At 71.0% G+C, this 19,755-nt stretch carries 20 protein-coding genes; 8 read left to right on the top strand and 12 right to left on the bottom strand.

Annotation, left to right across the window (positions count from 1 at the left end; genetic code table 11):
• Position 1: 1 nt before the first annotated feature.
• Positions 2-1,582, bottom strand: coding sequence for an AMP-binding protein (locus ABGB12_RS04565; RefSeq protein WP_347674844.1), 1,581 nt, complete (start codon positions 1,580-1,582; stop codon positions 2-4).
• 3 nt (positions 1,583-1,585) lie between these two features.
• Complete coding sequence (gene panD / locus ABGB12_RS04570; RefSeq protein WP_347674845.1) at positions 1,586-1,993, bottom strand: aspartate 1-decarboxylase; 408 nt, start codon at positions 1,991-1,993, stop codon at positions 1,586-1,588.
• A gap of 77 nt (positions 1,994-2,070) precedes the next feature.
• Here panD and entS point away from each other — a divergent pair, with 77 nt between their 5' ends.
• The gene (entS, locus tag ABGB12_RS04575; RefSeq protein ID WP_347674846.1) at positions 2,071-3,312 is read left to right on the top strand and encodes an enterobactin transporter EntS; all 1,242 of its coding nucleotides are present in this window, start codon (positions 2,071-2,073) and stop codon (positions 3,310-3,312) included.
• A 66-nt stretch (positions 3,313-3,378) separates the two neighbouring features.
• Here entS and ABGB12_RS04580 read toward each other — a convergent pair whose 3' ends face one another.
• The 3 genes from ABGB12_RS04580 to ABGB12_RS04590 are packed head-to-tail and all read right to left on the bottom strand — an operon-like array spanning position 3,379 to position 8,852.
• Positions 3,379-6,768 (bottom strand): amino acid adenylation domain-containing protein, encoded by a 3,390-nt coding sequence (locus ABGB12_RS04580; protein ID WP_347674847.1) that lies wholly within the window; start codon positions 6,766-6,768, stop codon positions 3,379-3,381.
• 51 nt (positions 6,769-6,819) lie between these two features.
• Positions 6,820-7,848, bottom strand: a complete 1,029-nt coding sequence (locus tag ABGB12_RS04585) for an iron chelate uptake ABC transporter family permease subunit (protein ID WP_347674848.1) — start codon at positions 7,846-7,848, stop codon at positions 6,820-6,822.
• Positions 7,845-8,852 (bottom strand): iron chelate uptake ABC transporter family permease subunit, encoded by a 1,008-nt coding sequence (locus tag ABGB12_RS04590; protein WP_347674849.1) that lies wholly within the window; start codon positions 8,850-8,852, stop codon positions 7,845-7,847. The genes ABGB12_RS04585 and ABGB12_RS04590 overlap by 4 nt, the downstream gene beginning before the upstream one ends.
• 107 nt (positions 8,853-8,959) lie before the next feature.
• On the opposite strand from ABGB12_RS04590, the gene ABGB12_RS04595 reads away from it, so the two are divergent.
• Positions 8,960-9,706 carry a phosphatase PAP2 family protein gene (locus ABGB12_RS04595; protein WP_347674850.1) on the top strand — a complete coding sequence of 249 codons (747 nt, stop codon included), beginning with the start codon at positions 8,960-8,962 and terminating at the stop codon, positions 9,704-9,706.
• On the opposite strand, the gene ABGB12_RS04600 is transcribed toward ABGB12_RS04595, so the two are convergent.
• Positions 9,696-10,334, bottom strand: coding sequence for an NAD(P)-binding oxidoreductase (locus tag ABGB12_RS04600; protein WP_347674851.1), 639 nt, complete (start codon positions 10,332-10,334; stop codon positions 9,696-9,698). The genes ABGB12_RS04595 and ABGB12_RS04600 overlap by 11 nt on opposite strands.
• 118 nt (positions 10,335-10,452) lie before the next feature.
• Here ABGB12_RS04600 and ABGB12_RS04605 point away from each other — a divergent pair, with 118 nt between their 5' ends.
• Positions 10,453-11,025, top strand: coding sequence for a hypothetical protein (locus ABGB12_RS04605; RefSeq protein WP_347674852.1), 573 nt, complete (start codon positions 10,453-10,455; stop codon positions 11,023-11,025).
• A 52-nt stretch (positions 11,026-11,077) separates the two neighbouring features.
• Here the strand turns inward: ABGB12_RS04605 and ABGB12_RS04610 are convergent, their stop codons facing one another.
• Positions 11,078-11,257, bottom strand: coding sequence for a hypothetical protein (locus ABGB12_RS04610; RefSeq protein ID WP_347674853.1), 180 nt, complete (start codon positions 11,255-11,257; stop codon positions 11,078-11,080).
• A 289-nt stretch (positions 11,258-11,546) separates the two neighbouring features.
• On the opposite strand from ABGB12_RS04610, the gene ABGB12_RS04615 reads away from it, so the two are divergent.
• Genes ABGB12_RS04615 through ABGB12_RS04625 form a run of 3 tightly spaced genes read left to right on the top strand, consistent with a single transcriptional unit; the run spans position 11,547 to position 12,440 of the window.
• Positions 11,547-11,696, top strand: a complete 150-nt coding sequence (locus ABGB12_RS04615; RefSeq protein WP_344449993.1) for a GPGG-motif small membrane protein — start codon at positions 11,547-11,549, stop codon at positions 11,694-11,696.
• A 46-nt stretch (positions 11,697-11,742) separates the two neighbouring features.
• A complete protein-coding gene (locus ABGB12_RS04620; protein ID WP_347674854.1) occupies positions 11,743-12,192 on the top strand; it encodes an SRPBCC family protein in 450 nt (149 codons plus the stop codon).
• Positions 12,193-12,248: 56 nt separating this feature from the next.
• Positions 12,249-12,440 carry a CsbD family protein gene (locus tag ABGB12_RS04625; protein WP_347674855.1) on the top strand — a complete coding sequence of 64 codons (192 nt, stop codon included), beginning with the start codon at positions 12,249-12,251 and terminating at the stop codon, positions 12,438-12,440.
• Positions 12,441-12,544: 104 nt separating this feature from the next.
• Here the strand turns inward: ABGB12_RS04625 and ABGB12_RS04630 are convergent, their stop codons facing one another.
• Together ABGB12_RS04630 and ABGB12_RS04635 are read right to left on the bottom strand one after the other, a co-directional pair.
• On the bottom strand, positions 12,545-13,948 hold the full coding sequence (locus ABGB12_RS04630; protein WP_347674856.1) for a HAMP domain-containing sensor histidine kinase: 1,404 nt from the start codon (positions 13,946-13,948) through the stop codon (positions 12,545-12,547).
• A gap of 1 nt (position 13,949) precedes the next feature.
• On the bottom strand, positions 13,950-14,624 hold the full coding sequence (locus tag ABGB12_RS04635; protein ID WP_347674857.1) for a response regulator transcription factor: 675 nt from the start codon (positions 14,622-14,624) through the stop codon (positions 13,950-13,952).
• A gap of 106 nt (positions 14,625-14,730) precedes the next feature.
• Here ABGB12_RS04635 and ABGB12_RS04640 point away from each other — a divergent pair, with 106 nt between their 5' ends.
• Entirely contained in the window at positions 14,731-15,342 is a 612-nt protein-coding gene (locus ABGB12_RS04640; RefSeq protein ID WP_347674858.1) for a PepSY domain-containing protein, read from the top strand.
• A gap of 231 nt (positions 15,343-15,573) precedes the next feature.
• Positions 15,574-16,353: an alpha/beta hydrolase gene (locus ABGB12_RS04645; protein ID WP_347674860.1), complete on the top strand. Its 780-nt coding sequence runs from the start codon at positions 15,574-15,576 to the stop codon at positions 16,351-16,353.
• Positions 16,354-16,360: 7 nt separating this feature from the next.
• On the opposite strand, the gene ABGB12_RS04650 is transcribed toward ABGB12_RS04645, so the two are convergent.
• From ABGB12_RS04650 to ABGB12_RS04660, 3 genes are read right to left on the bottom strand one after another with little or no spacing between them, the layout of a single operon-like run.
• A complete protein-coding gene (locus ABGB12_RS04650) occupies positions 16,361-17,530 on the bottom strand; it encodes an ABC transporter permease (protein ID WP_347674861.1) in 1,170 nt (389 codons plus the stop codon).
• Positions 17,527-18,687, bottom strand: a complete 1,161-nt coding sequence (locus ABGB12_RS04655; RefSeq protein ID WP_347674862.1) for an ABC transporter permease — start codon at positions 18,685-18,687, stop codon at positions 17,527-17,529. The genes ABGB12_RS04650 and ABGB12_RS04655 overlap by 4 nt, the downstream gene beginning before the upstream one ends.
• A gap of 2 nt (positions 18,688-18,689) precedes the next feature.
• Positions 18,690-19,640 (bottom strand): ABC transporter ATP-binding protein, encoded by a 951-nt coding sequence (locus tag ABGB12_RS04660; RefSeq protein ID WP_347674863.1) that lies wholly within the window; start codon positions 19,638-19,640, stop codon positions 18,690-18,692.
• Positions 19,641-19,755: the final 115 nt, after the last annotated feature.

Below are 19,755 nucleotides of genomic sequence, written 5' to 3' on the forward strand. Positions count from 1 at the left end.
CTCAGGCGAGCAGCGCGGCCAGTCGTTTCTTGCTGACCTTGCCGACCGGCGTGCGAGGGAACGCGTCGATCGTCTCGATCCGGTCGGGGAACTTGTAGGCGGCCACTCCCCTGCCCTTGAGGAACTCCTTGAGCTCCCTCAGAGTCGGCGGGGCACCGCCGTCACGGATGATGAGGAACGCGCAGGTCCGCTCGCCCATCACCGGGTCGGGCACTCCCACCGCCGCGGCGTCGTGAACGGCCGGATGGGCCAGCAGATGGTTCTCCAGCTCCTCGGCGGCCACCTTGTCGCCGCCCCGGTTGATCTGGTCCTTCTCCCGCCCCTCCACGACGAGGTGCCCGGACGGGAGCCGCCGCACCAGGTCGCCCGTCCGGTAGAAGCCGTCGTCGGTGAAGGACCGGGCGTTGTGGGCGGGCGCGCGGTAGTAGCCGCGCAACGTGTACGGGCCGCGGGTCAGGAGTTCGCCGACCTCTCCGGGCGGGACGTCCTCGCCTTCGGCGTCCACCACGCGGATCTCGTCGGCGGGCGACATGGGACGCCCCTGGGAGATGGCCACGAGGTCGTCGGGGTCGTCCAGACGGGTGTAGTTCAGCAGCCCTTCCGCCATGCCGAACACCTGCTGGACCCGGCAGCCCAGCACGCCGGGAACCTGTACGGCGCGTTCGGCGGCGAACTTCGCCCCGCCCACCTGCAGCACCTCCAGGGACGACAGGTCCTCGTCCGACCAGCTGACGGCGTCGAGCCACAGCAGCGCGATCGGCGGGACGACCGCGCACACCGTGACGCGTTCGGCCTCGATCAGCGGGAAGGCCGCGTCAGGCGCCCCGGAGGGCGCCAGCACGACCTTGCCGCCCCGGCTCAGTGCGCCGAAGATGCCGGGACAGGCGAGCGCGAAGTTGTGCGCCGCGGGAAGGACGACCAGGTAGCCGGTGTCCGGGCCGAATCCGCAGACTTCTGCGCTGGCCTGGTAGTTGTAGACGTAGTCGCGGTGTGTGCGCCCGATGAGCTTGGGCAGGCCCGTCGTGCCTCCGGAGAGAAGGAACAGCGCCACGTCCGCCGGAGACGGCCGCTCGTACGGGGCGGGTTCGGCGTCCAGATCCGCGAACGAGATGAATTCCTGCGCCTCCCCGTCGACGATGACGAACTCGACGGGGGCCTTCCGTGCGAGTTCGCGGTGGTCGTAACCGCCGTGGCCGTCGGGGATGAAGTACGCGCGGGCTCCGGCCAGCTCGCACAGGTAGCCGATCTCGCTCTCCCTGTGTGCGGGCAGCGCCAATACCGGCAGTACGCCGATGCGCAGCATCGCGAGCAGCCCGATGACGAACGACGGGCTGTTGGGCAGTTGGACGACGGCGTGGTCGCCCTTCTTCAGGCCCAGTCGCAGCATGCCGGCGGCCGTGCGTTCCACACGCCTGTCCAGCTCTCCGTACGTGAGGCGTTCACCACCGCCGACGAGGGCCTCACGTTCCGGGTCCACCCCGTTCAGGACGTCGCCGAGCAGCGTGTCCTTCCAGTAGCCCTCGGCGATGTACCGCTCTTCGAACTCGGCGGGCCAGCCGACGAACCCTTCCAGCGAGCTCATCCGTCACCGTCCGGCGAGCTGGGCGGCCGCGCCGGGCACGGGCTCCGCGGGGTCGGAGCCGAGCGCGACGATGCGGTTGCCGCCGTCCACGTGCACCACCCGCGGCCGGTGGGCCGTCCGCTCGGCCTCCTCCAGTTCGGCGTAGGAGATGATGATGACCAGGTCTCCGGGCTTCACCAGGTGGGCCGCCGCGCCGTTGATCCCGACGACCCCGCTGCCCGCCTCCCCGGTGATCGCATAGGTGACGAGCCTGGCGCCGTTGTCGATGTCCACGACGTGGACCTGCTCGCCCTCCGCGATGTCCGCGGCGCTCATCAGCTCGGCGTCGATCGTGATGGAGCCTACGTAGTGCAGATCCGCCTGGGTCACGGTGGCCCGGTGGATCTTTCCGTTCATGAACGTGCGCCGCACGGGCTTCCCTCTTCCTCCGTGATCGACTAAGGATAGCCTTACCTTACTTACTTCCCCTTCCGAGGAGAACCCCCGAGATGCTGATGGACCTCGGCCCGCTGCGCGACAGCAGGCCCTTCCGCAACGTGTTCATCGCCAGGACCGTCTCCGTCTTCGGCATCGGGATGCTCGCCGTCGCGGTGCCGGTGCAGGTCCACGAGATGACCCGCTCCACCGCGCACGTCGGCGGGGTCGCGGCGGCCGAGGGCTTCGCCCTGTTCTTCGGCTTCCTGTGGGGCGGGGTCCTGGCCGACCGGCACGACCGCCGCCGCCTCATGCTCATCGCCCGCACCGTCGCCGGCCTGGGCTTCGCCCTGCTGGCCCTGAACGCCTTCCTCCCCGACCCGTCCCTCGCGGCCGTCTACCTCCTGGCCGCCTGGGACGGGCTGGCCACCGGCGTCTCGGTGACGGCCCTGCTCGCGGCCACCCCCGCCCTCACCACCCCCGACAAGATGGTCGCCGCCGGGGCGCTGAACGCCCTCACCGTCCGGCTGGGGTCCATGCTCTCCCCCGCGCTGGGCGGCGTCACGGTCGCGGCCTTCGGCGTCGGCTGGAACTACGCCGCCGCGGCCTTCGCCACCCTGGCCACCCTCGGCCTGCTGGTCGGCCTGCCCGCTCTGCACCCCGCCGAGGAGCCCGAGGGCGACCCCCTCAAGGCGCTGTTCCAGGGCTTCCGCTTCGTGGCCTCCCACCGGGTCGTCGGCGGCCTCATGCTGCTCGGCGCCCTGTTCATGATCGTCGGCGGCGTCCCCGTCCTGCTGCCGGCCTTCACCGACCTCCAACTGAACGGCGGCCCCGCCACCCTCGGCCTCCTGTACGCCGCCCCGGCCTGCGGAGCCGTCCTGGCCTCGGTCACCAGCGGCTGGGCCACCGCGCTGAAGGCCCCCGGACGCGCCCTGCTGCTGTCCTCGGTCGCGGGCCTGGCCGTCCTGGCCTGCCTCGGCCTGACCCGCCATCCCGCGCTCGCGGTGGCCGTCCTCTTCGGCTACGGCTTCGCCACGTCCATCGAGGAGATCCTGCGCTACGGACTCCTGCAGACCCACACTCCCGACTCCCACCTGGGCCGCGTCAACGCCCTGTGGTCGGCCCAGGAGACCGGCGGCGAGGCCGTCGGCTCCCTCGCGGCGGGCTTCCTCGGCCGGTATCTGGCCCCCGGCACCGCGATCGTCCTCTACGGCGTCATCGGCGCCGCGCTGGCCGCCCTTCTCGCGCTGACGCTCACCCGCCTCCGCGCCGCGACCCTCCCCGCGGCCTCCGACGGCATCCAGGCCGCCGACTGACCTGCAGCGGACCGGCCGGGCCCCGGGGGGAGTGGGGCCCGGCCGGTCCGCCTCTCCGGACGCGCGTCAGGCCCCGTCCGAGGCGAGCCGCGCGGCCAGTTCCTCCTCCGGCATGTCCGCGACGGACAGCCAGATGTCCGCGACGGCCTCCAGCCGGCCCGGAACGCGCTCCAGCTCGTTCAGGCGGCGGGCCACCCTCTCCACCGTGCGTTCGGCGAACAGGACGCGAACCGGGAGGGAGGTGGTGTCCAGGGCCTCGCGGAGCCGGGCGACGACCGTCGTGGCGAGGACCGAGTCACCTCCCAGGGCGAAGAAGTCCGAGTCCGCGCCCACGGACGCGGCACCCGTCACCTCGGCCATCGTCCGGGCGATGAGCTCTTCCAGCCGGGTGCGCGGCCGCACCCGAGCACCGCCGCCCGTCCCGGCTTCGGCGGCGACGAGCGCGGCCAGGGCACGACGGTCGATCTTCGCATTGGCCGTGAGCGGAAGCTCGTCCAGGGTGACCAGCAGCTCGGGAACCATGTGCGGGGGAAGCAGAGCCGCCGCGTGGTCCGTCAGCTCCCCGTCGTCCAAGACCGCGGGCCCCTCGCGGACCACAGCTGCGGCCAGACGGCCCCCCGACACCAGGGCCACTGCGCGGCGGACGGCCGGATGCGATTCCAGAGCGGCGGAGACCTCGCCCGGCTCGATGCGGAAACCACGGATCTTCACCTGGTGGTCTCGGCGTCCCAGGAACTCCAACGTCCCGTCGGGACGGTAACGGGCCAGGTCACCGGTGCGGTACCAGCGGCGCCCCCGGTACTCCACGAAGCGGTCGGCGGTGAGTTCGGGGTCTCCGGTGTAGCGTTCGGCCACGCCCGCGCCGCCGATCCACAGCTCGCCGGTGGCCCAGTCCGGACGGTCGCGGCCCTGCTCGTCCACGACACGGCAGGCGACACCGCGCAACGGCACACCGTAGGGGACGGACGTCCAGTCGGACGGGACGTCTCCGGCCACTTCCTGAACGGTGGAGTGAATGGCCGTCTCCGTCGTTCCGCCCAGCGCCACGAAACGGCAGCCGGGAGCGCTCTTCTCCAGCAGCCCCGGAAGGTGGGTGCCGACCCAGTCTCCGCCGAGCAGGACGACACGCAGGGAAGGCACGGGCCGTCCCTGCATCAGAAGCATCTCCAGGACCGACGGTACGCAGTTCACCACGGTCACCGACCAGCGTCCGACGAGCTCTGCCCAGCGGGCGGCATCGCGCCGTTCTTCCTCGTCCGGGAGGACGACCGCACCGCCCACGGACCAGACGGAGAACAGATCGAAGACCGAAAGGTCGAAGTCCAGCGCGGAAACGCCGAACGTGACGTCCGAGGCGGACAGCGCGTAACGCTCGATGAGGTCGTCGATCGTGTTGGCCGCCGCGCGGTGCGACACCTCCACTCCCTTGGGTTCGCCGGTGGAGCCCGAGGTGAACAGGATGTAGGCGACCTGATCGGCACGTCCGGGCACGGGAGCCGCCAGCGGTTCGTCCGAACCGTGGTCTCCGCCCGGGACGAGCGAGGCGGAGACGGCTGCCGAGGCACGGATCTTGTCACGGCGTGCCGGAGGCTGGGCGGGGCTGATCGGCACGTACGCGGCGCCCGCCGCAAGCACGCCGAGCACCGCGGCGGTCTGTTCCGCGCCCTTCGGCAGCTCCACGGAGACGCGGTCTCCCGGCTTGACTCCTTCGGCCACGAGCCCCGCGGCGATGCGCAACGCGCGTTCCGCGAGCTCGCCGTACGTCATCGTGCCGGAGTCGCCCCAGTGCACGGCCGGAGCGTCAGGCGTGCGGGAGGCGTGCTCGAAGAAGGGCTCGTGCAGGGTGCGTTCGGGCAGCGCGGGCTGGGAGTTGAGACGTTCCCGAAGCTCCAGCCGCTCGCGCGTCACGCCGAGGCCGAGCGGCTGGTCCCAGTCCGCGTCCGGTGCGCCGAGACGGGTGATGGCCGAGGTGTACGCCTCGAACATGAGGTCGGCGACGCCCTCGGGGAACGCCGGATCGCGCACGTCCCAGTTGAGCAGCAGGCCGCCGGACACCTCGGTCACCTGCGCGTCCAGCAGTACCTGCGGGCCCTGGGAGATGATCCACGCCGGTTCTCCGAACGCCCTGCGGACGCCGTCCGCGAACAGTTCACCGAGGTTCAGTGCGCTCGTGTAGACGACGGGCGCGAGGACCTGCTCCCCTCGGACACGTGACAGGTCGCGCAGCACCTCCAGGCCGGAGTAGTCGCTGTGCGCCCCGGACGTGTGCAGCTTCGCCTGCAGGGCGCGCGCTCGCTCCCGGAACGTCAGCTCGGACGTCAGGTCGACCTCCAGCATGATCGAGCCGGTGAAGTCGCCGACCAGGCGGTCCACGTCCGGGTGGACGGGCTCGCGCTGGAACAGCGGCAGGTTCAGCAGGAACCTGGAGTTGGCCGACCACGCGCCGATCGTCTCGGCGAAGACGGCGGCCAGGGCCATGGCGGGGGTGACGCCTTCGCGATGGGCTCGTTCGATGAATCCCCGCCGGTCGTCGGGGGTGAGCCAGTGGTGTTCGCGCACGACGCGGTCGCCGGGGCGCGGCACGACGGGCAGTTCCGGGGCTCCGGGGAGGTCGTCGAGCCGCTCCGCCCACCATTTCGCGTCCCGTTCGCGAGCCTTGGACCGGGGGTCGGCCGCCAGGTAGCGGGCGTAGCCGTAGCCGAGCGGCTGGAGCGTCTCGCCCTCGTACAGCGCGGCGAGGTCGGCCAGGAGGACGCGGTAGCTCATCGCGTCCGCGGCGATCATGTCGACGTCCAGGTGCAGCCGCGTCCTACCGGAGGGAAGCAGGCTGAGCCGCGCGTCGAACACCCGTCCTTCCTCGATCGGCAACCGCTGGACCGACATCTCCCGGCGCAGCCGTTCCAGTTCCGCTTCGGGGTCGGCCGCCGAACGCAGGTCATTGACGACCACGGCGGGTCCGGGGCGTTCGGCCAGGACCCGCTGTGTACCGTCGTCGCCGATGCGGACCCGCAGCATCGCGTGGCGCTCGACGAGGCCGCGGACGGCCGCCTCGAACCGGACGGGGTCGACGCCGGCGCCGTCCAGTTCCACGTAGAGGTGTGCCGCCACGGAGCCGAGCCGCTGGCCGTCGTCGCGGCCGATCCAGTAGGCGTGCTGCATCAGGGCGAGCGGGAAGGGGCCTTCCGGTTCGGCGTGCTCGTCTTCGGCCGCCTCTTCTTCCCGGGCGTCCGCCGGTTCGATGGCGCCCCGTTCGGCGAGCAGCTCCCACCATTGGGCGAGCGTCGGCCGTTCGGCCAGTTCCGCGAAGCCCACCTCGACGCCGCGTTTGCGCAGCCGTCCGGTCAGGCCCATGAGCCTGATCGAGTCCATGCCCAGCTCGATCAGGTCGTCATGGTCCTCGGCCCGTTCGCCGAGCATCCCGGCGAGCGTGTCCCTCAGTTCTTCTCTGGTCAGCACAGACACCCCTTAACTTAGGTAAGGCTAACCTAAAATAGGGGTGCGGGGGCGTCAACGCCCCCTGCGGCCCTCGATCCCCAGCAGCCAGACCAGGTAGACCCCGCCCAGCACGCTGGTGACCACGCCCACCGGCAGCCGCACCGGCAACCGCAGCGCGACCAGGTCGCTCACCACCAGCAGCGCCGCGCCCATCAGCGCCGACGGCAGCAGCTGCGGCCCCGAACCCCGGGTCAGCCGCCGCGCCAGCTGCGGCGCGGCCAGCGCGACGAACGCCACCGGACCGGCGGCGGCGGTCGCCACCGCGACCAGCCCCACCCCGCCCGCGACCGCCAGCCCGCGGCTCTGCTCGACCCTCACCCCCAGCGAACGCGCCACGTCGTCGCCCAGCTCGACCATCCGCAGCCGCCCGCCCAGCGCGAGCGCGAAGGGGACGAGCACGGCGAGCGCGACGCCCAGCGCCTTCACGTGGTCCCAGTCGCGGCCGTCGAGGCTTCCGGTGAGCCAGAACGCCGCCTCGTACGCCTCGCGCAGCTCCGCCCGCGTGATGAGGTAGGAGTTGAACGCCTCCAGCATCGCCGCGACGCCCACGCCCACCAGCACCAGGCGGTTCCCGTGGACGCCTCCGCGATAGGCCAGCAGGTAGACCGCCGTGCCCGTCAGCGCCGCCCCGCCCACCGAGCTGAAGGCGACCGCGGCGGTCCCGCCGCCCACCAGCAGGATCTGCACCAGCGCGCCCGTCGCCGCCCCCGTGGTGAACCCGATGAGGTCGGGGCTGCCCAGCGGGTTGCGCGACAGGCTCTGGAACACCGCGCCGCTGAGCCCCAGCGCCAGCCCCACCAGGATCCCCGTCAGCGCCCTCGGCAGCCGCAGCTCCGTCACGATGAACCGGTGCACCTGCGTGCCCTCGCCGAACAGCGTCCGGACGACGTCCGCGGGCGGGATCGGAAGGTCTCCCGTGCCGATGACGAGCACCGCGGCCCCGAACGCCGCCGCGGCGAGCCCGAGGCAGACGCAGAGCGTCCGTACGGGGACCCGCGCCCCGCGCACCCGCGTCCCGCCCGCCCGCAGCGTTCCGTTCACAGTCGCGTGGCCTTTCCGCGGCGGACGATGAGGATGAACAGCGGGGCGCCGAGGAAGGCGGTGACCAGCCCGGTCTCCAGCTCACCCGGGGAGCCGAGGAGCCGGCCGAGGACGTCGGCGCCCAGCAGCAGCACGGGCGCCAGGAACGCGGAGTAGGCCAGGATCCAGCGATGGTCGGTCCCGGCCAGCGCCCGCGCGGCGAACGGGACGGCGAGGCCGATGAAGAACAGCGGCCCGGCCGCCGCCGTCGCCCCGCCGCAGAGCAGGACGATCGCCAGCCCGCCCGCCGCCCGGATCAGTCCGGGCCGACCGCCGAGCGAGCGGGCCGCCTCGTCGCCCAGCGCCAGCGTGTTGAGCGGCTCGGCCAGCAACAGCGCCAGGAGCAGGCCGGCCAGCAGGAACGGCAGGATCCGCCACACGACGTCGAGGCCCTGGCCGCCCAGCGAGCCGACCTGCCAGAAGCGGAACCCGTTGAAGGCCCGCGGGACCAGCAGCATCACCCCGGCCGTGACGCCGGCGGCGACCGCGTTGACCGCGACCCCGGCCAGGACGAGTCTCGTCGGCGTCGCCCCGTATCCGCCGCCGGCCCCCAGCAGGTACACCAGCACCGCCGTCACCGCCGCGCCGGCGAGCGCGGCCCACACGTAGACGAGTGCCTCGTCCACCCTCAGCACGCCGATGACCAGCACCACGGCCAGCGCCGCGCCCGAGTTCACGCCCAGCAGCCCCGGCTCGGCCAGCGGGTTGCGGGTGAGGGCCTGCATCAGCGCCCCGGCCGACCCCAGTGCCGTCCCGACCGCGATGCCCAGGATCGTGCGCGGCAGCCGTTCACCGCGCACGATCAGCGAGTTCTCCGAGCCGTCGGGCGCGAACAGCCCGTCGGCGACCTCGCCGAAGGGGATGTGCTTGGCCCCGAACGCGAGGCTCGCGGCCACCGCTCCCGCCAGCGCCAGGACGAGCACGAGCAGCACCGTCCACCGCGGGGCCCCACCGGAAACAGGCACGCAGCTTAGGCTAGCCTAAGCTAACCGGATCTCGGCAGGGCTTTCTCCGGCCGCCAGAAGTGTTAACCCAGAATTCCAGCCCTCTTTGTTCCATAGAATCGGCCCCTATGGCACTGGACTCCGGAAACTACCTCAGCCGTCACCTGCCGGCGGGCCTCATCCTGCTGGGAGTGGGCGCGTCGAGCGCCCTCTGGCTCGCGCCCGCGGGCAGCGGCGGCGACGAACCGGTACGGGTCCAGAGCGGGACCTCGGTCTCGGTCTACCGGTCGCTGACCGGGGCGGTGGAGGGCACCCCCTCCTGGGCGCACACCGTGCTGGAACTGGCCTCCGAGGCCACCGTGGCGATCATGGCCCTGACCCTCGTCGTCGTCTGGGCGCTGGCCGTCCGCCGCGGAGACGCGCGCACCGTGGCCGGGACCATGATGCTGGGCGTCGGCACCGTGGGCGCCTACGCGCTCAGCGAGGGGCTGAAACTGCTGGTCTACGAGGAGCGGCCGTGCCGCGCCCTGGCGGACGCCGCCGCCGTCGCCCCCTGCCCCGCCCTGGGCGACTGGTCGTTCCCCAGCAACCACACCACCCTCGCGGTGGGCACGGCCGTGGGGCTCGCCATGCTCCGCCCCCGCCTCGCCGCGCTCGTCCTGCCCCTCGGCCTGGCCGCCGCCGTCCTGCGGGTCGCGGTGGGCGTGCACTACCCGCACGACGTGCTCGCCGGGACCGTCCTGGGCGCGGCCTTCTCGGCGGCGGCGGTGCTGATGTTCGCCCCGCTGTTCGTCCGGGTGGTCACCCCGCTGCTGGCCCGGCTCGGCCTCGGCTCCCGGCCCGTCCCCGAGGGCGGCCACCGCCTCAGCAGCTGATCACCGGCATCGCCCGGGAGAACCGCCGGTCGGTGAGCTGGTCGACGAGGAAGTCGGCGATGTCCGCCCGGGGCGCGGACATCCCGATCCGGTCGTGGCCGAAGAACCCGGCCCGGACGGGTCCCCTGCTCGGGCCGTCCGTGGCGGTGACGACCCTGGCGAGGGTGTAGTCCAGCCCCGACCCGGTGATCACCTCGACCATCTCGGTCAGCTCGTGCATCGTGTGGGGGAACATCGCCCTGCCCAGGACGAGGCGGAGCGTGCGCTTCCAGTGCGGGGCGTCCCTGGGGTCGGCGACCGACGGGGTGGCCAGGCCGATGAACCTGTCGATCCCGGCCGCCTCCATCGCCGTGACGATCACCCGGACCCCGTCCGCGAGGTCCATCCCCCTCTTCCTCTGCCGCAGCGACGGGCCCAGCGCGCTGATGACGGCGCCGCTCCCCCGCAGCGCCTCGACCACCGCCGCCCGGTCGGTCAGCCGTCCGGGCAGCAGCGTGAGGCGGGGGTCGGTGCGGTGGACACGGGCGGGGTCGCGGACGAACGCCACGACGTCGTGCCCGTCGGCCAGCAGCCGGTCGACCACCAGCCTGCCGATCCTGCCCGTAGCGCCGAACACGGTGACCTGCATGAAGTGCCCCTACCCGGCGACACGCGGACGGCCGCGTGTCAGAGCTTTCCGCGTTCTCCCGATTACCTAAAGTGAGGATCGCCGCGTGATCACCAGCGTGGCGGAGGGAGACGCGCAAATGAGAAAATCTCAAGGCGCCGGCGCGATCGCCGGCGCACTGGCGTTGGTCCTGGCCTGCGGGCCGGGAGCGGTCGCCGCGGCCGATCCGGGCATCGGATCCGGTCGCGGCCTGGTGAAGATCTGCCACCGTACGGCCTCGCTGATGCACCCGTATGAACTGCTGAAGGTGCGCCGCGACTCCGCGCACTTCACCAGGCACCTTCAGCACCGCGCCCACACCGACGAGAACGGCTTCCGCGACGTCGTCGACGGGGTGGACGGAAGGATCCGGACCCTGGAGGACTGCCCCGAGTGGTGGGACCTCCAGACGGATTGGCCCTACAAGCCCTACAAGCACGAGCACCGCCGCGAGTACCGGAACAAGCAGGAGAAGGTGAGGCAGAAGCAGGGCCGGAACCTGCACATCTACCTGTACGACAACAAGAGCAAGCACAAGGCGAACCGCCCGTACGAGACGTACAGGCCGCGCGAGATCAGTCCTTCGCAGAAGCCGAGGATGCGCAAGCTCATGCCCAGGGGCGTCCGTCCCAAGGGCACCGTACGCCCCAAGGGCACCGTCAGGTCCTCCTGACGCACGACCCGCCACGACCGGCGGCCGTTCCTTCGAGCGGCCGCCGGCCTTCTCAGCGGCTTTCGGGGCGCTCGTCCGGCTCCGGTTGCGGGGAGACCGTGGCGTGCGCGGTCCGCTCGGCGTCGGCCGGGTCGAGCTCTTCCTGGGAGACGCCCCGCTCCAGTGCGTCCGAGACCCGTTCGGCGGCGCGCTCGCTCTCCGGCCTGTCGTCGTCTTTCTTCTTCTCGTCCATGGCCACCTCATATGCCCGCACCCGCGCCCGCTGAATCCTTCTCATTTCAGGACAGGGCGATACCCCATCGGGCCGAACGTAAGGCAGCTCACATCTCGATTTGGCCACTATCACAGTCGGACCGCCGGGAGTGCGCCGGTCAAAGAAAATCTAAGAGCCGATCCATCCCCATCGAAACACGTCTTGACCTGCGAAAATATCACGCTTTTGCCATGATCACACCACTCCCCGACACGGACCATCCCCGATCGGGGTGTTTGAGCCGAGAAACTCAGGGCACCCAAAAATCATGGCGACAATTTTGTGGATCATCGCAGTGATCTTTGTGATAGCGGGTCTCTACACACTGCTGGCACGGAGGGATCTGCTGTGGGGAATCATTCTCATCGTGGTCGGACTCCTCATCGGACCCGGCGGCGTCAGCATCTTCAATCCCTAATCCAGAGGACCCCTGAAAGGGCCCAAAAGAAAGAAAGGAAAGAAGAGTGAGCACCATCGAGCAGTCTGTGGAGGTCGACGTTCCGGTCACCACGGCCTACGACCAGTGGACCCAGTTCGAGGAGTTCCCCAAGTTCATGGAGGGGGTCGAGCGGATCGAGCAGGTCACGCCGACCCGCACCCACTGGAAGACCAGCATCGCCGGCGTCCACCGCGAGTTCGACGCCGAGATCGACGAGCAGCACCCCGACCGGCGCATCGCCTGGCACACGCTGGGCAAGCCGCGGCAGGCCGGGGTCGTCACCTTCCACCGGATCAGTGACGGCACCACCAGGGTGATGCTGCAGATGGACTTCGAGCCCGAGGGCGTGGCCGAGCAGGCGGCCGACAAGCTCCACCTCGTGGAGCGCCGGGTCAAGGGCGACCTGCGCCGCTTCAAGGAGTTCATCGAGGCCCGGGGCCGGTCCACCGGTGGCTGGCGCGGCGACGTCGGCTGACGGCGGCGGCTCCGCACGCTTCTCGATGCCTCTCCCTCTCAAGAAAGGGTCTGAAAATGGGTTTTTTCGACAAGCTTCGCAACAAAGCGACTATGGGCAAGGGTCACGCCAAGGAGAATCTCGGTCGGGAGACTCGTGACCCCGGACTGACCGCGGAAGGCAAGACCGACCGCCTCCGGGGCGGCGCCAAGCAGGTCGGCGAACGCGTGAAGGACGCGGCCCGCGACATCCGGCGCAGCACCAAGTGACCCGGGCCCGCCGGCGGGACCGCCGGTGACCGACCAGGGAGACCGCGGTGTCGGGGGTCCCGCGGTCTCCCTTTCCCCTGCGCTTCCCGATCACCCTTCCGCCGTCAGGCGGGACTCAGGGGCAGGGTGATCTCGAGGACGGCGCCACGGACGGCGGGTTCGACCGCCTGAAGCGTGCCGTGGTGGGATCGCACGATCTCACGTGCCAGGGGCAGACCGAGACCGGCGCCGCCCTCGTCCCGGGTCCGGGCGTCGTCCCTGCGGACGAAACGCCCGAAGATCCGTTCCCGGTCGGCGGGAGGGATTCCCTCCCCGTCGTCGGCGACGCGCAGGACGGCGCGGTCTCCTCGAGCGTGCAGCGCCACCCTCACTGACGAGTGGGCGTGGCGCTGCGCGTTGTCCACCAGGTTGGACAGCGCGCGGGCGAGCAGCCTGGGGTGGCCCTCGACCCGGATGCCCTCCTCCAGATCGACGATGATCGGGACCCTGTCGGCATCCGGCCTGGCCGCCAGCTCGTCCGCCACCATCTCCGTCAAGGAGATCACCGAAGCGGGTGGTCGTGCCTCTCCCGCGTCCATACGGGCGAGGAGGAGCAGGTCCGTGGTGAGCTGCTGCAGCCGGTGCACGTCCTCGACGGCACCGGGGAGATCGAGAAGTTCCCGGTGTTCGAGCGCGATCTCCAGTTGCGCGCGCAGGGACGCGATCGGGTTGCGCAGCTCGTGCGAGGCATCGGCGACGAAGCGCCGCTGCTGCTCGACCGAGGATTCCAGGGCGGCGAGCGTCCGGTTGGTAGTCGCCGCCAGCCGGGCGATCTCGTCACGGGAGTCCGGGACGGGCACTCTACGGGCCAGATCACCCGCTTCCGTGATGGACGCCATCTCTCCGCGGATCGCCTCGACGGGGCGCAGTGCCCTCCGGGTGACGAGCCAGGTGGCCGCCGCGACCACGAGCAGCACCAGAGGCAGCCCCAGGAGCATCGAACGCACCGTGGCGGAGACCGCGTTACGGGTCGTCGTCAGATCCTTTCCGGCATAGACCAGGACGGTCGTGCCACCGGGGCTGGTGGCCTCCACGGCGGCGAATCTGTACTCGTCGACGACACCGTCGACCGTGGCGTCACGCGTGCTGAAGACCGCACCGGTGGAGACCTCTCCCCTGCCGGGATCGTCATCGTCCTTGTCGTCGTCATCCATGTCGTACTGGCGGGGCGTGATCCCCTTGACTCCCGCGACGGACGCCAGGTCCTCCGTCGCCGCCAGGACCTCGCCTCGCGGTCCGATCACCTGGACCGGCTCGTCCTCGTCGGGGAGCCGGAGATCGCCGAACGCCACGCCGCCCGCGATCTGGGAGGCGACCCTGCGGGCGCCGACCTCGGCTTCCAGGTCCGCGGTGCGCACCAGGTCGCTGCGGAGCGAGAGCACCACGACCAGGCCCGTGACCACCAGGACGAGCGCCACCACGGCGGTGGCGCCGAGCGTGGTGCGCGCGCGTACCGAGCCCAGATGCACGTCAGCCTCCGGCCGTCAGCCGGTAGCCCGCTCCGCGCACCGTCACGATCGATCTGCGCCCGTAGGGGATGTCCAGCTTCCGGCGCAGCGCGCTGATGTGCACTTCCACGACATTGGGATCGCCCCGGTAGGCGGAGTCCCATACGTGCTCGAGGATCTCCCGCTTGGAGACGACCTGCTCGGCGTGGAGGGCGAGGTGCTCCAGGACGGCGAACTCCCTGGCGGTCAGGACGATCTCCTCTCCGGCGCGCAGGACGCGCTGGGCGTCCGGCTCCACGGTCAGGTCCCCGATCGTGATCACGGGTGCGCCTCCCCGGGTGCGGCGGCGCAGGAGCGCGCGGATGCGCGCCCTCAGGACGACGTAGGAGAAGGGCTTCGTCACGTAGTCGTCGGCCCCCGTGTCCAAGCCCTCGGCCTCGTCGTACTCGCCGTCCTTGGCGGTGAGCATGAGGATCGGGGTCTCGTCGCCGACCGCGCGCAGGGCCGAGCAGACCCGGTAGCCGTTCATGCCCGGGAGCATCACGTCCAGGACGATGAGGTCGTACTCCTCCTCGACGGCCCGGTGCAGCCCCTCGGCTCCGTCGTGGACGACGTCCACCGTGAACCCCTCGGCGGTCAGGCCCCGCGCGAGCGAGAGCGCCAGGCGGCGTTCGTCCTCCACGATCAGCAGTCTCATACCGCCAGCTTGCCAAACCGAACCTGAAGCGGGCTTCAGACTGCTTCAGCGGATCTTCAGCACCCTTCAGGCACGGTGGAGCCATCTCAGCAGAAGGGGAAAGACCATGCAGAAGAGGACCCTGATCGTGATCGCCGCCGCCGGGCTCGTCGCTCTGGGCGGCGGGACCGCCGTGGCGATGGCGGATGACGACACCGTCGGCCGGGTCGCCCGCACCGTCACCGGGGGCGCCCCCGCGAAGACCTCTCTGACGGTCGAGCAGGCGATCGCCAAGGCCCAGGAGACGGTCAAGGGCACCGTCGAGTCCGTGGAACTGGAGGACGACGGGTCCGCCTGGGAGCTCGACCTGCTGGCCGAGGACGGGTCCTGGCGCGAGGTGGAGATCGACGCCGGGGGCGAGGTCACCCACGAGGCCGAGGAGAAGGACGACGACGCCGAGGACGCCGCCGAGGCCAAGGCCGAGGCCGACGCGCTGAAGGCCGCCAAGGTCTCCGCTTCCCAGGCCGCCTCCGCCGCCACCGGTTCCGTCTCCGGGACCGTCACCTCGGTGGAGCTGGAGGACGACGGCCGCGACCGGCCCGCTTGGAAGGTCGAGGTCCGCGACGGCGAGGGCGTCGAGCACGAGGTGTTCGTCGACGCGGCCGACGGCAAGGTCCTCTCCAGCCGGGTCGCAGCCGACGACGACAAGGACGACTCCGGCGAGAAGGACGACGACTGAGTCGTCCTCAAGAGCTGTACGCCGTCCCCGCCTCCGGAAGGCCCCTGCGGAACATGCTCCGCAGGGGCCTTCCGGGCTGACGGCTGCTCCTGGTCCCACGCCCCGCGTGTCCCACCGTCCTTGCCAGTCGCCGCTGAACACGTTGGCCTCGGTATCTAGACAACATGTACAACTAGGGCGCTACCATCCCAGTTGCCACTGGAATGAACGGATCGCGGACAGGGAGCGGACATGCTGGCTTACGAACGCGTCGGGACGGGTGAGCCGCTGGTTCTGCTGCACGGGCTGGCCCACCGCAGACAGGGCTGGTATCCGGTGCTCGACCGGCTCACGGACGAGCGCGAAGTCATCCTGGTCGACCTTCCGGGGCACGGCGAATCACCCGAGCTCGGGCCGGGCAAGCCCACCGAGACCATGCGCAAGGAACTCCGGCTCCTCCTCGACGGCCTCGGACTGGACCGGCCGCACGTGGCGGGCAACTCCCTGGGCGGCAGGCTCGCCCTGGAACTCGCTGCGGAAGGCGCCGCCCGCAGCGCCACCGCGCTCTCCCCCGCCGGGTTCTGGAACACCGGCGCCGAGTTCGCCTACACCCGGACCCTGTTCCAGGTGGTCACCTCCCTCGCGAGCAGGCTCGAGACCCGCTCCGAACGGATCGTCGCCACCAAGGCCGGCCGCGCGCTCCTGTTCTCCTGGATCTACGCCCGCCCCCACACCGCCCTGCCCGACCTCGCCCTCGGCGACTACCGGAGCATGCTGCGCGCCCTGCCGACGATCGAGCGGTTCATCGACGACAGCGAGCCCCTGCGCGCCGCGGTCTCCCCCGACGTCCCCGTCACCATCGCCTGGGGGCGGCGCGACCTCGTCCTGCCGCTCTACCAGTCGTCCGTGGCCCGCCGCCGCGTCCCGCACGCCCGGCACCTCCGGCTGCCGAACTGCGGCCACGTCCCCATGGTGGACGACCCCGCGCTGATCGCGAAGCTGCTGCTGCGCGGGAGCCGTCCGGTGGGCTGAGCCCCGGCTAACGCGCCGACATCAGGGAGCGGCGCAGCAGCCAGGTGCCGAGGGCGAACAGCACGGCGGCGTAGGCCGCCAGCACACCCAGGTTCGGCAGGATGTCGGCCAGGCCGCCGCCGTGCAGGACAAGGACGGAGAACCCGTCGTTGGCCCAGGCGTGCGGGGTGAGGAAGGCCAAGGAGCGCAGAGCCGGAGAGAAGAACTCCAGCGGCATCATCGACCCGCCCACCGCGGCCAGCCCCAGCGACAGGAACAGCCCGACCGCGCCGGCCTGCTGCTCCGTCCGGAAGACGGCGCCGGTGAGCATCGCCGCGCCGCCGCCGACCAGGCAGAACGCCAGCAGCAGGCTGACGGTCCCCACCGGGGAACCCCAGTCGACGCCGAACATGACCGCTGACCCCACCATGATCAGCAGCCCCTGGAGCAAGGACAGGCCGATCCGGCCCAGCGCCTCCCCCACCAGGATGGTGCGCACCGGGGTCGGCGTGGCCAGCATCCGGCGGGCGATCCCCAGCCGGCGCGAGGCGATCAGCGCGACCGAGCCGTTCATCGCGGTCAGGAACATGAAGAGCACCAACTGCTGGCTGGCCCCGAGGTCGAACTGCCCCGCGTTCGCGTAGACGTTCTCCTCACCGGCCAGGACGACCTCGGCCTTCACCGCGGGCACGGACGGCGCCGTCCGGTCGGCCTTCGCCAGCGACTCCTCGAAGGAGCCGTCCTGCTCAGCCGCCGCGAACCGCGCGGCCTTCAGCCGTTCGGCCTCCCCGCCCGCCGCGGCCCGGACGACGAAGCCGATCCGCAGCCCGCTCACGCCCTCCCGGCTCACGAACCGCAGGGTGCCCGCCGAGCCCTCCCGCACGGCCCGGTCGTACCCGTCGGGGATGACGACGCCGGCCTGCAGCCGCCCCCGCTCGACGTCCGAACGCATCCGGTCGGCGTCCGTCATGACCTCGACCTCGAGGTCGGGCAGCGCCTTGAGCTCGGCCGCCATCCGGGCGGCCAGCGGACCCCGGTCCTGCACCACCAGGCCGAGCCTCTCCTGGCCGCTGTTGCCGAAGGCCGCGCCGAAGATGAGGATCAACATCATCGGCATGAGGAACACGAAGAAGATGCTGCTGCGGTCACGCAACAGCAGCATCCGCAGCCCGTTGCCCGCGATGGCCAGAGCCTTCACGCCTTCGCCTCCCTGCTCCAGCCGTACGCGGCCACTCCTCCGGCGAGGACGGCGATACCGCCCAGCGCCGCCACACTGGGCAGGACTCCGACGACCGACGCCCCGCCCGACAGGTCCGCCAGTCCCCGCAGGAACCAGTAGTGCGGGGTGACCGGGCTGACCGCCCCCATCACCCCGCCGAGCTGTGCCACCGGGAAGAACGCGCCGCCGAGCGCGCCCAGGGTGATCGCCACCACCGCCTGCCGCTGCTCCGCCTGCTCGTGTCCGCGCGCGAAGGCGGCGACCGCGGCCATCAGCGCGGTCGCGGCCAGCACTCCCACCGGCACGAGCAGCGCCAGCCCCACCGGGCTGCCCCACTCCACCTTGAACATCAGGGCCATCGCGACCATGAGCAGCACCATGCTCATCACACCGACGAACACGCTCACCAGGACCTTCCCCGCCAGCACGGCCGTGCGGGACACCGGCGCGGTCAGCAGCCGGGGAAGCGTGCCGTTCTCACGCTCCTCGAGCATTCCGGAGACCCCGAACTGCACGGTGAAGAAGAGGAAGAACACCGACATCGCCGTGGCCATGTAGGTGCTCCAGTCCAACTGCTTGTCGGAGGCCGTGATGTTCTCCATGGAGATCGCCTCCGCCGACGCCGCCGACGCCGCGGCCCGCTGGGCCGTCTCCGCGTCGCCGCCCACCATCGCGACGGACAGCCGCACGGTCATCACTTCTGAGGTGAAGGAGGTGGCGATGGACCGCGCGACCTCGACCCCGACCGGCGAGTCCGCGTTGCCGACGACCTCGATCCCGGTCTCCTCGCCCGCGTTGACGGCCGCGGTGAACCCGGACGGGATGACGAACAGGGCCGCCAGGTCGTCGCCCGCGACCAGTTTCTCCCCCTCCTCACGGCTTCCGACCGTCCGCAGGGTGATGGCCCCCGATTCCTCCACCGGCTTCAGGACCCCGTCCACGAAGGCGGTGGCGACCGTCCCCCGGTCGCCGTCCACGACGCCGACCCGGAAGGTCTGTTCCTCTCCGACGCCTCCGAAGACCACGTTGAACACGAACGCCAGTCCGAGCGGCAGGAGCAGCGCGTACATCAGCAGTGTGCGATCTCGCAGGCGTTGTCTGAGGTCCTTGCCCGCGATGAGAAGAGCCGTCCGCATGTTCAGTTCCTCAGCGCTTTCCCGGTGAGGTGCAGGAAGACGGCTTCCAGGTCGGGTTCCACCACCTGGACGGATCTGACCGTCGTGCCTTCGGCGTCCGCCACGTGGAGCAGTTTGGGCAGGAGCGCGCGGGCGTCCTGCGTGAACACCTCGACGCGCCCGTCCGCGACGGTGGCCTCGGACACCTCAGGCAGTTCCCCGAGCCGCGCCGAGAGGGCCTCGAGTTCGCCGTCCCCCGTCAGCGTCACGTGGTCCCGCTCCCCGACGAGTTCGACCAGTTCGCGCTGCGTCCCCTCGGCCCGGATCCGCCCCTGGTCGATGATCGCGACCCGGTCGCACAGCCGCTCGGCCTCTTCCATGTAGTGCGTCGTGTAGAGGATCGCCAACCCTTCCCCGGCCAGTTGGGAGACGCTGTCCAGGATGGCGTTGCGGCTCTGGGGGTCCACGCCGGCCGTGGGCTCGTCCAGGATCAGCAGCCGGGGCCGGTGCAGCAGCCCCAGCCCCACGTTCAGCCGCCGCTTCATCCCGCCCGAGTAGTGCTTCACCAGGTCCTTGGCGCGCTCCGTCAGCCCGACGACCTCCAGCACCTCCTCGACCCGGCGCGTCGCCTCGGCCTTCTTCATCCCGTACAGCCGCGCGAAGAACCGCAGGTTCTCCCGGCCCGTCAGGTCCGGGTAGACGGCCAGTTCCTGCGGCACGTATCCGATCTTCGACTTGAGCCCGACGTTCCCCGCCGTGAGCGGCTCCCCGTCGACGAACACCTCTCCGGCGTCCCGGGACAGGATTCCCGCGATCATCGAGATGGCCGTGGTCTTGCCCGCCCCGTTGGGGCCGAGGAGCCCGTAGGTCTCCCCCTCCCCGATGTGGAAGCTGAGGTCGTCGACCGCCACGAGGTCCCCGAACTTCTTGGAGAGCCCTTCACATCTGAGAACTGCGCCTTCGGCTCCCGCCATGTTCTCCCTGTCCCTCGCTCCACGGCCATGATGTCCGCATAAATCCCACTATCGCGAACTCAACTTGGCAGTCCGAAACAGCGAAGTCCATGGACTTTAGACCCCAATGTCGCCA

The sequence above is a fragment of the Actinocorallia sp. B10E7 genome (assembly GCF_039871655.1).
Taxonomy (GTDB): domain Bacteria; phylum Actinomycetota; class Actinomycetes; order Streptosporangiales; family Streptosporangiaceae; genus Actinocorallia.